We start from the raw sequence: 14,308 nt of genomic DNA on the forward strand, positions 1-14,308 counted from the left end.
TCTGCGAGAGCTGTGCGCATGAGAGCTGTGAGGCTCGCGATAGTAAATAAGAAATTATTATGCGTATTTAAAAAATTAGGCTAATCTACACACATATTCCTTTTTGTTCAAGGTTAAACTGCACATAGGTGGCACCGCACATGTCCTCCAATCGCCTGGGGCCAGATCAGTCCAGCCCGTCAGAATTCGACCCACCCTATGATGGTTCCGTCGGCCAGTCAGGTTATGGTAATCAGCCCGATAATGCCCCGACGGAGAATTTCGGCCTGGGGGAGAGCACTCAGCAAAGCGGCGTGAACCACCGCGTTAACTGGCCGACCGTCATGATGGCCGGCGGGGTAGCGGCTATCGTTGCGGCGGTCATCCTGGCGATTGGTGTCGTCGGGTTGTCCCGCCACGGAGATGACAATTCAGCCACGTACGTCGCGGAGGAGTCGACCGATGCCCAGGGACATAAGGTCCTGAAGAAGTCGCCGGTCCCGTCGAGTGCGAAGAAATCGAAACATGCTACTGGCAAAAATGGGCACGATAAGAATGGGACGAGCAAGGGTGCCACTGGTGGTGGTGCCCTGGGCGCTCCGACTGAGGGGAAGAAAGCATCGTCGGGCGGAAACTCGGACTCGAGATCGGGTTCTGGATTGAATGGTAATGGTCGTGAGTCAGGGTCTGATTCATCTCAGAATGGGCAGGATGAGTCCAACGCCGGGGATGATGATGCCGATGATAGTGGCGTATCGGATTCAGATTCTGGGAACCGCAGGTGGACGCCGTCGTCACCGTTGCCAGCCAACTACACCGTGACTGACCCTAATCCTTCGCTCGACGAGCTTAACGGGATTGTTTACTTCCTGACTGCCACGGATGCCTCGGATGAAGCCAAGAAAGCGAATATTGAGGCACCCGATGCCGTGGTTGTTCCGAAGACTGTCTCGCGAATTGGTCTATTCCGTGCGCCACGCGGTGGTAGTCGCTTAACGGAGCCAATGGAGCGACATGGCGACACCATTACTGTTCAACTTCACTCCTTTTCTGCGGGGATTCCCGACATTTCAATGCCTATCGACTTTGTCTATAAGGATGGGAATTGGCGGTTGGCGAGTTCATCAATGTGCCAAGGTGTGAAGACCGTTGGCCTCCCCATTTATTGCAACGCTTAGGTAATCGGCGTGATGAGTGTTAAGAAAAGGTCAGCGTCGTGATTCTGCTGGATAACATTCGTTATGAAGTCGGCTCAGGTGGCCGTCGATTCTATTCCAGAACGACGATTAGTAAACACCGCGGATCTGGCACACACCGCGGATTGATCCATGGCCGGAATGTAGGTACGCGAGGCAGGCGGCCGGACTTCGCATTGTCAGATGTGTCACTGCGTTTTGATAATTCCACGATCACCTATCTCGTCGGGCTTAATGGCGTGGGTAAGTCGACGCTGTTAAAGATCATGGCAGGAATTGTGCCTGTCGCGTCCGGAGCGGTCAGTGTGGATGGCGCCGACCCGCGACGATGGGACGGGCCCGGTCGCTCATTGGGGGTGTTCCTGGACACAACGGCTAGCGAAATGAAGCAATCAGGGCGCCATCATTTGCATTGGGTAGCGTCGGCAAAACGGCTGTCTTGGGATGAAGCCGACGACATGATTGTGCGGGTTGGGCTCGAGGCCGTGGCAGATAGGCCAGTGCTCAGTTATTCGCTCGGTATGCGTCAGCGGTTGGGCGTTGCGACTGCGCTGCTCGGGTGGCCGCGGAACATCATTATGGACGAGCCGATGAATGGCTTGGACCTCGCGGGCATGTTGTGGTTGCGGTCCTTGATGCGGGATCTGGCCGAGCGTGGTCACTGCGTTGTGGTGGCCTCCCACCATTTCGCAAATGTGGAGCGGACTGCGGATCGGGTTGTTTTGCTCGAGGGTGGGACTATCGTGTCGCAAGGTTCGGTACGCGATGTGGTCGGGGCTTATGCTTCGTTGGAGGAAGCGTTTATCGACGCGATTCCCCGCGCGCTCAATCACGCGGTAGCAGTTGGGAGCAACGGCGTGATGCCCGTCGGCCACAATAATGCTGGGAGGGAGAGTGGCCATGCCGGCCATATCTGACAGCGCCCAGATGAACAATGCCACGAGTAAGTCGGGACCGTTTCCCTGGCGCGCGTTCTATTCCGCATGGACCTCAGAGTGGGTGCGGCTAAGCGGCTGGCGAGGACCTTTTATACGTGTTCTCGTGCCATTGGGCATCATTCTTCCCTTGGTGGTGACGCTGGTCATCGGCGGTGTCGCGGAATCGCTGCACGGTAACGGTGGCTTGATTCAGGTTCGTGAAGTATCGACGCTGAACGCGAACTATTGGGTGATCTACCTGGGAATAACCATGTATGCCGTCGTCGCGACCTACGCCCAAGCCTCCTCGATGCGAGGGCCCGTTGGCGAGCTGGACTCCGTACTGCACCCACAACCAGTCCCGTCGATCATCGCTCGCTGGCTAGTCGTGTCGGTCGCTGCGGCCATCGGATCGTTTTTCTCCGTCCTCATGGTGATGGTTGCCTTGCCGGCGTTATACCCGCAGGTGTACGGATCTGTGTCCGCCTCAAGCGTCGAGGGTCTGCGGTTCTTGTGGGCGGCGCCCCTCTATGCGGTCGCGGCGTGCGGGATCGGTGTGGGAATCGGCGCCCTCGTTGCGGTCCCGGCGGCCGCGATTACCGTTATCACGGTGTGGTCGCTCTTGATCGAGAACGCCATCGTGTTCGTCCCTCGCGGGGGTGAACTTGTGGGGTGGATGCCGTTTCTGAACGGAATTTATGGCACAGGTCAAGAGATAGCTCTCGAGCCGCCGTGGAGCAGTAACGGCTCGTTGCTCTACGTCATGGGGTGGGCTGCAGTGATTATGCTTTTGGGCATCTGCTCAGCGGTTAGATGGTCGCGTCGGCCCCGCTAGCAGGCGCCTAACATGCACCAGGACTAGGGGGTTCGTCGTGTCGCGTTGGCACCCGAAAGGGGGATTTCGCTGTGACGAACGTGTTTTTAGAGCAGAATAGACACATGAGCGACGAGAACATCATCACTGAACTGTCCGACGAGGAAGTCTTCGACTTCCTCTCTTCTGTAAAACTGGGGCGCCTGGTTGTTCGGTCCGGTGAGGACATCGACATTTACCCGGTCAATTACGTTGTTGATCCCGGCGACGGTGACCGCCCGAAGTCCATCCTTTTCCGCACGTCAGAGGGGTCAAAACTAGTCTCGCTGACCGTCAACGATAAGGTCCTTTTCGAGGTTGACTCTTTTGACGAGTCCGACGCCACATCGGTCGTCATTCGCGGTCGGGCACATCGCCTGACCAGCACCGCAGAGATCAACGAAGCAGACAAACTTGAGCTCAAGCCGTGGCTTCCCACGCTGAAATACAACTATGTACGGGTCGTCCCAGACTCCGTGTCAGGCCGTCACTTCAAACTTGGCGACGAACCTGACCGGTATATGAGCACGAAGTACTAGACGCGCATGATGCCTGGGTCAATGAGACCGCCGGCACACATCATTGTTTCCACCATGTGTCGGTAGGGTCGACCGGCATGCTCCGCTTATGGCGGCTCACCGTGTAGAGATGCTCGATGCGATCGATGGCCTCCTGTGGCAGCCCGTCGACGCCTTCGAGGTAATCATCGATTTGTGAGTAGGTCACGCCGAGTGCTTCTTCATCGGGCAGTGCGGGGCGGTTGTCTTCCAAATCGGCTGTGGGAACCTTGCTCCAGGTGCTGGGGGGTGCGCCGAGTTCTTGAAGCAGTGCTGCACCCTGCCGTTTTGTCAGTCCTGACAGGGGGAGAATATCTGCTCCGCCGTCACCGTACTTTGTGTAAAAACCGGTCACGGCTTCTGCGGCATGATCAGTGCCGACGACAAGGAGGCCAAGCTGCCCGGCTGCCGCGTATTGGGCAACCATCCGGATGCGCGCTTTGACATTTCCCCTGTTGAAATCTGTGAGACAGTGAATTCCTAGCGACGCCGATACCGTCTTTTGTAACGCTTGGGTCGCATCTTTGATATTGATCGCGACGGTTCGATCGGGCTCGATGAAGTTGAGCGCACGCTGGGCGTCGTCCTCATCTGCTTGTTCTCCGTAGGGGAGCCGCACGGCATGGAAGCGTACCTTGGTTCCTTCTTGTTCACGGACACGCTCGACGGCGAGCTGGGCCAGGCGGCCGGCGAGCGTCGAATCCTGACCTCCCGAAATGCCCAGGATAAAGCCTTTAGCCTGCGTAGAAATGAGGTACTCTGCCAGGAATGAAACTCGTCGTTCGATTTCTTCCTGTGGATCAATGGTGGACTGGACGCCGAGGGAGCGTCGTATGTCGTCGCGAAGATCGCTTGTCATTCCCCCATGGTAAAACGGTTGGGTCGCTGATGTACACCGGTGTCGATAATCCACGTACATCGGTGTGGGGTAGGTGACGTATGAACGTGGTGTTTGTGAAAACATTGTTAGAGCAAAACGTTGCTTCCATGAAAACACTGTTAAAGAGTTGTCGCGTAAAGGATTGTGTGGGGCGAAGCGCCGAGGGATTGGGGATAAAAGGAATTGGGCTTAAAGTTTTGGATTTTGGCCTGGTCGAGGTACCATAGCGCTTCGTGTCATAGTCATGTGCGTGAACTGCGATGATCTCGCAGGGATTATCCACATCAGACTGTGTTGTGTAGTGGCCGATCACCACTGGTGGTTGGTTTTTACTAGCCCAGCCGACGAAGAAAGGAGCGCCCGATGAAGGTCCGTAAGTCCCTTCGGTCGCTGAAGAACAAGCCGGGCGCTCAGGTTGTGCGCCGTCACGGCAAGGTTTTTGTGATCAACAAAAAGGATCCGCGTTTCAAGGCCCGCCAGGGCTAATTGACTCGTAGGCCACACATGGCAGCCAGCGAGAGCTGTGCAGATGCCGATGGCCGTCAGTGAGTTGAGCGCTGAAGAAGCGCCGAACCGGCAGCTTTCCATGAGGAAGGTTGCCGGTTTTTGCTTTTCGCGGTTTCTGTGTCTTGTTGGCAAGGTGGGGCGTAGGTGCTTTGGTCTAGGGTCGTGGCCGTGTGCTCATGGACGAGGTTGTGTGGCTCGTGGATGATGAACAACTATGTAGCAAAACTGATGCTTAAATCGGTCCGGTATACATGTAGTGATTCGTAATAGTCACGACCTTGGAATTCCGTCTTTGTAATTACTACATGTAGTGGTGCTGGGCCGATTCTAATTCTATCTATTGTGTTTTCGCTGTCGGTGGGATAAAGTTAATTCCCGTTGCACGGGCCGAACAAAGGTTGAGGATCCGCCGGATATCTACCGGATAGCCGTCTGATTTCGGGTGGAACATCACCGAGTTCTCGCGGTACAAGTGCCCGTCAAAAATAATTGCCGCAGCAAAAAGTAGTGCATCAACAGAGGGAGAATTTTCTATGGCCGTCACCGTCTACACCAAGCCCGCCTGTGTTCAGTGCACTGCTACAAAGAAGGCTCTCGATCGTGCAGGCGTGGACTACGAAACTGTCGATATCACCATGGACAGCGACGCTCGCGACTACGTGATGGCTCTGGGTTACCTGCAGGCACCGGTCGTTGTCGCTCAGGATGAGCACTGGTCAGGTTTTCGCCCGGATCGCATCAAGAGCCTGGTCACCTCCGCTGCATAGGACATCGCTGCACACGTCGTCGTGCGATGAGGGATCAAGTAGCGCGAAATCTTATCTTTTGGTTGTTCTGCAGAGTTAATAGGCGGTTAACTGCAATGCGCGGCCCCGCCTCATTTTCATTTCCTTCCCGTTTTCAATAGTTTCAGTCACCAGAAAAGATGAAAAATAATCATGTACCTCGTCTATTTTTCTTCGGCGACGAATAACACGCAGCGGTTCGTCGATAAGTTGGGCATGCGCGCAGATCGGATACCGCTTCGGCGTACTGAACCCGACCTGGTTGTCCATGAGCCATATGTTCTTATATGCCCAACATATGGTGGTGGAGCGTCGATAAGCCGGCAGGAAACAAGGCCTGTGCCCACCCAGGTTATCCATTTCCTGAACAATGAGCAGAACCGCAGTTTGATTCGGGGTGTTATCGCATCGGGTAACACCAACTTTGGCCCAGATTACGGAGTCGCGGGCGACATTATTTCAGAGAAGTGTCACGTTCCTTATCTTTATCGGTTCGAATTGATGGGAACCCAGGAGGATGTGGCCATTGTGAAGCAGGGCTTAGCGGCATTTGAAGCCAACGGGATGAGGCGACACGCAGCATAAATAATCCAAATCGCCTGTATGGGCTCTTTTTAAAGGCCGAACATCAGTCATTTCGCGTCAATACACACAAATAGAACGGGATGAATAAGCCTCAGGACGATCGCGTCCGTAGGTTGTATCCCCTACACCGTTCTTTGCCAATACAGAAGTTTTCCCCCTCAACAGTTAGGAGATTCTAGGTGTCAGATCTCGGCAAAACAGTAGCAGAGCCTGTTCGGTCTACAGAGCAGTTAGATTTCCACGCTCTCAATGCCATTCTTAACCTCTATGACGAGAATGGCAAAATTCAGTTCGACAAAGACCGCGAAGCCGCTAATCAATTTTTTCTTCAGCATGTTAATCAGAACACGGTATTCTTTCATGATTTGGAAGAAAAATTTGACTACTTGATTAAGAATAACTACTACAATGGTGACATCGTCGAGAAATACGACTTTTCCGACATTAAAGATCTGTTCAAGCAGGCCTATAGCTATAAGTTTCGCTTTAAAACGTTCTTAGGTGCATACAAGTATTACACCTCATACACGTTGCGTACTTTTGATGGAAACCGTTACCTAGAGCGGTATGAGGACAGAGTGTGCATGGTTGCCTTGGGGCTTGCCGACGGTGACATTTCTCTAGCCCGTCGGCTCGTCGACGAAATTATTCAGGGCCGTTTTCAGCCCGCAACCCCGACGTTCCTCAATATCGGTAAAGCGCAGCGCGGTGAACCGGTTTCCTGTTTCCTTCTTCGTATTGAAGATAACATGGAGTCGATCGGTCGCTCTATCAACTCTGCTTTGCAGCTATCTAAGCGTGGCGGGGGAGTGGCACTTCTCCTGTCTAACCTGCGTGAACAAGGTGCCCCGATTAAGAAAATTGAGAACCAGTCATCTGGCGTCATTCCCGTAATGAAGCTCCTGGAAGACTCCTTCTCCTATGCCAACCAGTTAGGTGCTCGTCAAGGAGCAGGTGCGGTTTACTTACACGCCCACCATCCGGATATTCTGCGTTTCTTGGACACCAAGCGTGAAAATGCTGATGAAAAAATCCGTATTAAAACCTTGTCACTGGGAGTAGTTATCCCCGATATTACGTTTGAATTAGCCAAGCGTAATGATGACATGTACTTGTTCTCGCCTTATGATGTTGAACGAGTCTATGGGAAACCATTCTCGGACATCGGCATCTCTGAGCACTACGACGAGATGGTGGAAGATCCTCGCATCAAGAAGTCGAAAATCAATGCGCGGCAGTTTTTCCAGACGCTGGCTGAGATTCAATTTGAGTCCGGTTATCCGTACATCATGTTTGAGGATACAGTTAACCGCGCTAATCCCATTTCTGGGCGCATTAATATGTCCAATCTTTGCTCAGAAATCCTCCAGGTCAATAGCCCGTCCGAATTTAACGCGGACCTAACATATCAGCGTATTGGCGACGACATCTCGTGCAACCTGGGTTCGTTAAATATTGCGATGGTCATGGATAGCGACGACTTCGACGGAACCATCGATACGGCCATCCGCGGTTTGACTGCGGTGTCGGATCAGACGTCTATCGATTCGGTCCCATCCGTCCGGCAGGGCAATGAACATTCCCACGCGATCGGTTTGGGCCAAATGAACCTTCACGGTTACTTAGGCCGTGAGCACATTTACTACGGCAGTGAAGAAGCGCTCGACTTCACTAACGCGTATTTCGCCGCCGTCATGGTGGCCTGCCTCAAGGCATCCAATCGCCTCGCCCGGGAAAGGGGAGTTACCTTCACCGGTTTCGAGGATTCTGATTACGCGTCTGGTGCTTTCTTTGATCGCTATGATCCGCAGGACTTCGCCCCGAAGACGGAGAAAGTCAAGCGCATCTTTGAGGAATCGTCGATCTCCGTGACGACGGCAGCACAGTGGGCTCAGTTGCGGGAGGATGTCCAGCAATATGGCCTCTATAACCGTAATCTGCAGGCGATTCCTCCGACGGGTTCTATTTCGTATATCAACAACTCGACATCATCGATTCACCCGATCGCGTCGAGAATTGAAATCCGTAAAGAGGGCAAGATCGGGCGCGTGTACTATCCTGCCCCGCACATGAACAATGACAACCTCGACTATTTCAAAGATGCTTATGAAATAGGATATGAAAAGGTTATCGACACGTATGCCGTAGCAACGAAATATGTCGACCAAGGGTTGTCGCTGACGTTGTTCTTCAAAGACACTGCAACGACCCGCGATATTAACCGGGCGCAGATTTACGCGTGGAAGAACGGAATTAAGACCCTGTATTACATTCGCCTGCGACAAGCGGCATTAGAGGGTACCGAGGTTGAAGGTTGCGTTTCCTGCATGCTGTAACGGTGTGCGATGCACTAGCCTTTACAGCCGTGCTGACACAATGGTGCGGAAACGGGCATAAAATAGGCCCCATATCCTGATGATATGGGGCCGTTGAATGCCTGACTAGCCGGCACAAGCCACCTAGTTTTGTCTAGTTAATTTTAACGTTGACCTAGCTCAGCATCGAGGCGGAGAATGCCCGCACCGTCATCGCCAACAAGCTCAAGGCGATCGAGAATCTCGTTAACCGTGTCTTCTTCTTCGATCTGTTCGGTCAAAAAGCGGTCGATTAACTGACGAGAGTCGAGATCTCCTTCAGCATCTGCTGTCTTAGCAAGATCGCGAATCAGACCCGATACCTTCTTCTCGTGTTCGAGAGCGGCTTGGAATGCATCCTTTGCCGACTGAATATTGAGCTCAGGGACTGAAAGGGTGGAGATGGTCACTTGACCGCCACGAGCCAAGATGTGGTCGCTGAAAGCGTGAGCATGTCCGAATTCCTCATCAACTTGTTCGCGCATCCAGTCCCGCATGCCTACCAAGCTAAGGCGATCAAGTTCCAGCCCCAGTTGCTTGTAAACGAGTGCCGCCTGGAGTTCGGCATTGAATTGGTCATTGAATGCTTTTTGCATTGTGTCACTGATAGCCATGTCACGATTATATAAAATTTCTTTGTTTTGGCCAATTATTTGTGAAAAATTTTATGATTGAATTTTTTAGTTTAAGCAAAAAACAATCAGATTGCTGGTTTTAGGGTTTGCTACCGTCCGGTTTATCCTTCAAGATCTTTCGTTACCCTCTCTCTGGATTCACAATTTTAGAATTAAACCTACGTCTAGTTATTAGGGAAGTTGGCGTTGTCCTATGAATCTAAAATTTACAGTTTTGGGCAAAGGAGGTCGAACGATTGCCCGGCACAAAACTGCCACTTACGCTAAAGGTTTTATTCGAGTGATGACAGGGGAGCCTATGTCGGCGCCCGAGGGCTAGACTTGGCCGGGACGGGATGACGGATGCGGGCATTCGATGGGGTACCACGTGGCCCTAGCCACAGGGCTTAGCTCGGCTTGGCCACTATCTATCCCACCGATTGTGCGGCAAGTTCGATATTTTTAATGTTTACAGTGTTGAAAGGGGCACTCTGATGAAGAAGACCAACGCAATCACACCAGTCCGATGGGGGACAAACGCTACCAACCATGATCGCCCCATTGCTGCCATTGATTGGAATACAATCCCGGATGACAAAGACCAAGAGGTGTGGGATAGGTTGACCGGAAATTTTTGGTTACCAGAAAAAGTTCCCCTGTCTAATGACATCAAGAGCTGGGGCACTCTCAACGAACTAGAACAGCGCACCACGATGCGTGTATTTACCGGTCTCACCATGCTGGATACTATCCAGGGCACCGTTGGCGCGGTTTCTCTCATTCCTGACGCACTCACGCCCCACGAAGAAGCCGTCTACACGAATATTGCGTTTATGGAGTCTGTCCACGCCCGCTCCTACTCGTCGATTTTTATGACGCTGTCGTCGACGCCGGAGATCAACGACGCCTTCCGGTGGTCCGAGGAGAATGAGAACCTTCAAGACAAGGCCCGTATCGTTCTCGACTATTACGAGGGCGACAATCCTTTCAAGCGGAAGGTTGCGTCGACACTGCTTGAGTCCTTCCTCTTCTACTCGGGCTTTTATTTGCCGATGTATTGGTCTAGTCATGGCAAGCTAACAAACACTGCCGACGTCATTCGTCTTATTATTCGCGACGAAGCAGTCCACGGGTATTACATCGGCTATAAGTACCAGCGCGGTCAGGAGGCCTTGACGCAGTCCGAACGGGATGGGCTGAAGGAATACACCTTCGATCTCCTCTACGAGTTGTATGACAACGAAACGCAGTACACTGAAGACCTCTATGACGAGTTGGGGTGGACGGAAGACGTAAAGCGTTTTTTGCGCTACAACGCTAATAAGGCCTTAAACAACCTGGGTTATGAAGCGTTGTTCCCTGCAGACGAAACCCGCGTGAGCCCGGCGATTATTTCGTCCCTCAACCCCGGGGCCGACGAAAACCATGACTTTTTCTCGGGGTCGGGATCGTCCTATGTAATAGGTAAAGCGGAATCCACGACCGACGAAGACTGGGATTTCTAAGACGGCTCGGAGACAACGTCGAAGATAACGCCCACAACCGATCTTTAGTTCCCGCGGACGACAGGTCTCTTCCCCCTACCGTGTGAAAAATGGCTTAGAGGACTAGCCATTATGCGGTACACAGCGTTACTATGTTGAACATCGTTGGTGTACTTAAGGCTATTGTCCGCCGATCTTCAGAAAACTTTCAGGCGCCCTCGTCGAGTTGTTGGACATCGCAACAACCTGTTCGACGTTGTTTGCGCTGGTGACAGTGTTCTGAGTGATTGGGCGGGGCGTGGTCGACGCACGCCGGCAATGACAATGACGAGGAATCTGCTTCACGTGAAGGCACGAAGCAGCTTCCGAATTCAGGAGGAAAGTATGACTGCTGTAGCGCCTAAGGTTGACCAACCGGTCGCCCCTGCTAGGCCAAAGCCGTCAGGAACCACCCCGAAGGGGGGATTTGCCTGGCGCATGCTGACCACGACGGACCATAAGCAGCTCGGGATGATGTACATCATCACGTCGTTCTGTTTCTTCTTCCTCGGTGGTCTCATGGCCCTGTTGATTCGTGCTGAGCTTTTCAGCCCGGGTCTTCAGTTCTTGTCCAATGAACAGTTCAACCAGCTGTTTACCATGCACGGCACCGTCATGTTGCTGCTATACGGCACGCCAGTGGTGTGGGGCTTCGCGAACTACATTATGCCGTTGCAAATCGGTGCCCCCGATGTGGCATTCCCTAGGTTGAATGCACTGGGCTTTTGGCTCACACTCGGTGGCGGCATACTGATGCTGTCGGGCTTCTTTACCCCTGGTGGAGCCGCTGACTTCGGCTGGACCATGTATTCTCCGCTGTCCGACTCTCTTCACTCGCCGGGCATCGGTTCTGACATGTGGATCGTTGGCGTCGGTGCTGGTGGCGTCGGAACCATCGCGTCGGCAATTAACATGATCACGACGATCGTGTGCCTCCGTGCCCCGGGCATGACAATGTTCCGTCTGCCGATCTTCACCTGGAACGTCCTGGTTACCTCGATTATCGTTCTGTTGATCTTCCCAATGCTGACCGCGGCTGCCCTCGGTGTGCTGTACGACCGCAAACTCGGTGGCCACATTTACGACCCTGCTAATGGTGGCGCAATTCTGTGGCAGCACCTGTTCTGGTTCTTCGGTCACCCTGAGGTTTACGTCTTGGCCCTTCCGTTCTTCGGTATTGTGTCCGAGATTGTCCCGGTCTTCTCCCGCAAGCCGATGTTCGGTTACGCCGGGCTGGTTTTCGCGACCCTGTCGATTGCCGCTTTGTCGGTTGCTGTGTGGGCTCACCACATGTTCGTCACCGGCGCTATCCTGCTTCCGTTCTTCTCATTCATGACGTACCTGATCTCGGTGCCCACCGGTGTGAAGTTCTTCAACTGGGTAGGAACGATGTGGCGTGGACATATCACCTTTGAGACCCCGATGCTCTGGACAATGGGCTTCTTGGTGACGTTCCTCTTCGGTGGCTTGACCGGCATCATGCTGGCTTCACCGCCGCTGGACTTCCACGTGTCGGATACCTACTTCGTGGTCGCTCACTTCCACTACACCCTGTTCGGTACCATCGTGTTCGCTTCGTGTGCAGGCGTCTACTACTGGTTCCCGAAGATGACGGGGCGGATGTTGGACGAGCGCCTCGGTAAGATCCACTTCTGGTTAACAGTCATCGGATTCAATGGAACATTCTTGGTCCAGCACTGGCTCGGTGACGAAGGTATGCCACGTCGTTACGCTGACTACCTTCCGACCGATGGATTCACAGGTTTGAACCAGTTCTCCACGATCTTCTCCTTCATCCTCGGCATCGGTTTCCTGCCGTTCATCTGGAACGTGTTCAAGTCGTTCCGCTACGGCGAAATCGTGACCGTCGATGATCCGTGGGGTTACGGAAACTCTCTCGAATGGGCTACGTCCTGCCCGCCCCCGGCCCACAACTTCACCTCGCTGCCTCGCATTCGTTCCGAGCGCCCAGCCTTCGAGCTTCACCATCCGCAGATGGTTGAAAAGATGCGAGCTGAAGCCCACATCGGTCGGCAGATTTAATGAGAGTGGTTCCGTATTTGCTCGCTAAACGTGAGAAACAAAGGATTCAGACCTCCTGAATAAATGAGACGGCCCCCATCCGCATGGGTGGGGGCCGTTTCTGCTATTACCACCTCGCACATAGGCATAGTTCCAAATCGGTTTTAAAGCCCATCAGCATCGCTCATCTGTAAAATGCCCGCCTCTCCATCGACGCATAGGAGCACCTGAAGTAGACCATGGCCCCCAAGCTCTCCATTAATCTCATCGACGGCTTTCGCCCCGCCGTCGTCATCGCCTCCGGCCCCGACCGCCCAGGTGTCAGTGCGGCTCTGTTTCGTGTTCTCGCTGCACATGGCAGCCAATTGCTCGACATCGAACAGTCCATCTTCCGTGGTCACCTATCCCTGGCGGCACTCGTCGGATGCCCACCTCACAAAATAGGACGATTGCGTGACGATCTTGTCGAAACGCTAGCCACCTATGACTGCACCGTCGAGATTGAATTTGATGATCAGGCTGTACCATCACGCCCATATTCCAGCCATGCCGTCGTTGTATTAGGTAGTCCAGTTACTGCGGAGCATATTTCACAGATTGGGCAAGTTCTCGCTGATTACGGGGCGAATATTGATACCTACCGGGGTATTTCTGATTATCCAGTGACTGGTGTTGAGCTTAAAGTGTCGGTGCGGGATCCCCGACCCGGCGGTAGTATTGCGCTCCGCAAAGCTCTCGCTGAGCTCAGCACTCGGATCGGTGTCGACATTGCTATTGAGCGCGCGGGCTTGGCCCGTCGGTCTAAGCGCCTGATCTGCTTCGATTGCGATTCGACGTTAATTCGGGGTGAAGTCATCGAAATGTTGGCAGCCCACGCAGGCAGAGAACAAGAAGTAGCAGAAGTGACGGCGCGGGCCATGCGGGGAGAAATCGACTTCGAAGAATCATTACGGGAGCGCGTCGCTACCCTCCGCGGTTTAGACAGCGCGGTCATCGACGACGTCGCGAAAAACATTGTCCTCACACCTGGAGCCCGAACGACTATCCGGACCCTCAAGCGTATGGGATACCGAACGGCGGTCGTCTCAGGGGGGTTTATCCAGGTTATTCAACCAATGATTGACGACCTCGACATTGATTTCGTCCGGGCCAACACTTTAGAGATTGTCGATGGCAAGCTGACCGGAAAAGTCGTCGGCGATATCGTGGGTCGAGAAGCTAAAGCCCGATACCTCAAGGAGTTCGCCGCAACATCGGGATTAGCAATGTACCAGACCGTTGCTGTGGGGGACGGCGCAAATGATATCGACATGTTGTCTGCGGCGGGGCTCGGTATCGCCTTTAACGCCAAGAAAGCTTTGCAAGAGGTAGCTGACGCCTCCGTGAACTTCCCGTTCCTCGATGAAGTATTGAGTATTTTGGGCATCGACCGCGACGACATTGATGCGGCTTCCGAAGACAAAGAAAATGCTGATAAGGCATCCGACGAAAAAACGACGTCTCAGGAGGCACGTTGTGACTGATGGTGACGGGCAC

13 protein-coding genes are annotated in these 14,308 nt (G+C 53.4%); 11 read left to right on the plus strand and 2 right to left on the minus strand.

Annotated elements, in window-relative coordinates; all coding sequences use genetic code 11:
* The first annotated feature begins 140 nt into the window (after positions 1-140).
* The 4 genes from I6J23_RS10730 (at position 141) to I6J23_RS06540 (ending at position 3,484) form a co-directional block, all read left to right on the plus strand.
* Complete coding sequence (locus I6J23_RS10730; protein WP_239454858.1) at positions 141-1,157, plus strand: hypothetical protein; 1,017 nt, start codon at positions 141-143, stop codon at positions 1,155-1,157.
* Between the two features lie 38 nt (positions 1,158-1,195).
* Positions 1,196-2,092 (plus strand): ABC transporter ATP-binding protein, encoded by an 897-nt coding sequence (locus I6J23_RS06530; RefSeq protein WP_204581383.1) that lies wholly within the window; start codon positions 1,196-1,198, stop codon positions 2,090-2,092.
* Positions 2,076-2,927: a hypothetical protein gene (locus I6J23_RS06535; protein ID WP_204581384.1), complete on the plus strand. Its 852-nt coding sequence runs from the start codon at positions 2,076-2,078 to the stop codon at positions 2,925-2,927. Before I6J23_RS06530 ends, I6J23_RS06535 begins: the two co-directional genes overlap by 17 nt.
* Positions 2,928-3,031: 104 nt before the next feature.
* The gene (locus I6J23_RS06540; RefSeq protein WP_046202606.1) at positions 3,032-3,484 is read left to right on the plus strand and encodes a pyridoxamine 5'-phosphate oxidase family protein; all 453 of its coding nucleotides are present in this window, start codon (positions 3,032-3,034) and stop codon (positions 3,482-3,484) included.
* A 40-nt stretch (positions 3,485-3,524) separates the two neighbouring features.
* Here I6J23_RS06540 and nadE read toward each other — a convergent pair whose 3' ends face one another.
* Positions 3,525-4,361, minus strand: coding sequence for an ammonia-dependent NAD(+) synthetase (gene nadE, locus I6J23_RS06545; RefSeq protein ID WP_204581385.1), 837 nt, complete (start codon positions 4,359-4,361; stop codon positions 3,525-3,527).
* A 384-nt stretch (positions 4,362-4,745) separates the two neighbouring features.
* Here nadE and ykgO point away from each other — a divergent pair, with 384 nt between their 5' ends.
* The 4 genes from ykgO (at position 4,746) to nrdE (ending at position 8,595) form a co-directional block, all read left to right on the plus strand.
* Positions 4,746-4,868, plus strand: a complete 123-nt coding sequence (gene ykgO / locus I6J23_RS06550) for a type B 50S ribosomal protein L36 (protein WP_012732041.1) — start codon at positions 4,746-4,748, stop codon at positions 4,866-4,868.
* 554 nt (positions 4,869-5,422) lie between these two features.
* Complete coding sequence (nrdH, locus tag I6J23_RS06555; RefSeq protein ID WP_012732040.1) at positions 5,423-5,656, plus strand: glutaredoxin-like protein NrdH; 234 nt, start codon at positions 5,423-5,425, stop codon at positions 5,654-5,656.
* Between the two features lie 171 nt (positions 5,657-5,827).
* On the plus strand, positions 5,828-6,259 hold the full coding sequence (gene nrdI, locus I6J23_RS06560) for a class Ib ribonucleoside-diphosphate reductase assembly flavoprotein NrdI (protein ID WP_204581386.1): 432 nt from the start codon (positions 5,828-5,830) through the stop codon (positions 6,257-6,259).
* A gap of 179 nt (positions 6,260-6,438) precedes the next feature.
* Positions 6,439-8,595, plus strand: a complete 2,157-nt coding sequence (nrdE, locus tag I6J23_RS06565; protein ID WP_204581387.1) for a class 1b ribonucleoside-diphosphate reductase subunit alpha — start codon at positions 6,439-6,441, stop codon at positions 8,593-8,595.
* Between the two features lie 143 nt (positions 8,596-8,738).
* On the opposite strand, the gene I6J23_RS06570 is transcribed toward nrdE, so the two are convergent.
* The gene (locus I6J23_RS06570) at positions 8,739-9,227 is read right to left on the minus strand and encodes a ferritin (RefSeq protein WP_041628867.1); all 489 of its coding nucleotides are present in this window, start codon (positions 9,225-9,227) and stop codon (positions 8,739-8,741) included.
* A gap of 494 nt (positions 9,228-9,721) precedes the next feature.
* Between I6J23_RS06570 and nrdF the strand changes: the two genes are divergently transcribed.
* The 3 genes from nrdF (at position 9,722) to serB (ending at position 14,295) form a co-directional block, all read left to right on the plus strand.
* Entirely contained in the window at positions 9,722-10,732 is a 1,011-nt protein-coding gene (gene nrdF, locus I6J23_RS06575) for a class 1b ribonucleoside-diphosphate reductase subunit beta (protein WP_204581388.1), read from the plus strand.
* Positions 10,733-11,095: 363 nt separating this feature from the next.
* On the plus strand, positions 11,096-12,793 hold the full coding sequence (gene ctaD, locus I6J23_RS06580) for an aa3-type cytochrome oxidase subunit I (protein ID WP_204581389.1): 1,698 nt from the start codon (positions 11,096-11,098) through the stop codon (positions 12,791-12,793).
* A 218-nt stretch (positions 12,794-13,011) separates the two neighbouring features.
* On the plus strand, positions 13,012-14,295 hold the full coding sequence (gene serB / locus I6J23_RS06585; protein WP_204581390.1) for a phosphoserine phosphatase SerB: 1,284 nt from the start codon (positions 13,012-13,014) through the stop codon (positions 14,293-14,295).
* Positions 14,296-14,308: the final 13 nt, after the last annotated feature.

It is taken from the genome of Corynebacterium kroppenstedtii, assembly GCF_016894245.1.
Classification (GTDB): Bacteria; Actinomycetota; Actinomycetes; order Mycobacteriales; family Mycobacteriaceae; genus Corynebacterium.

Excerpts from the sequence above, each read along its gene's own strand:
- ykgO (WP_012732041.1), top strand. The coding sequence starts at position 4,746 with ATGAAGGTCCGTAAGTCCCTTCGGTCGCTGAAGAACAAGCCGGGCGCT.
- nadE (WP_204581385.1), bottom strand. The coding sequence starts at position 4,361 with ATGACAAGCGATCTTCGCGACGACATACGACGCTCCCTCGGCGTCCAG.
- I6J23_RS06535 (WP_204581384.1), top strand. The coding sequence starts at position 2,076 with ATGCCGGCCATATCTGACAGCGCCCAGATGAACAATGCCACGAGTAAG.
- nrdI (WP_204581386.1), top strand. The coding sequence starts at position 5,828 with ATGTACCTCGTCTATTTTTCTTCGGCGACGAATAACACGCAGCGGTTC.
- nrdH (WP_012732040.1), top strand. The coding sequence starts at position 5,423 with ATGGCCGTCACCGTCTACACCAAGCCCGCCTGTGTTCAGTGCACTGCT.
- nrdF (WP_204581388.1), top strand. The coding sequence starts at position 9,722 with ATGAAGAAGACCAACGCAATCACACCAGTCCGATGGGGGACAAACGCT.
- serB (WP_204581390.1), top strand. The coding sequence starts at position 13,012 with ATGGCCCCCAAGCTCTCCATTAATCTCATCGACGGCTTTCGCCCCGCC.
- I6J23_RS06570 (WP_041628867.1), bottom strand. The coding sequence starts at position 9,227 with ATGGCTATCAGTGACACAATGCAAAAAGCATTCAATGACCAATTCAAT.
- ctaD (WP_204581389.1), top strand. The coding sequence starts at position 11,096 with ATGACTGCTGTAGCGCCTAAGGTTGACCAACCGGTCGCCCCTGCTAGG.
- I6J23_RS10730 (WP_239454858.1), top strand. The coding sequence starts at position 141 with ATGTCCTCCAATCGCCTGGGGCCAGATCAGTCCAGCCCGTCAGAATTC.
- I6J23_RS06540 (WP_046202606.1), top strand. The coding sequence starts at position 3,032 with ATGAGCGACGAGAACATCATCACTGAACTGTCCGACGAGGAAGTCTTC.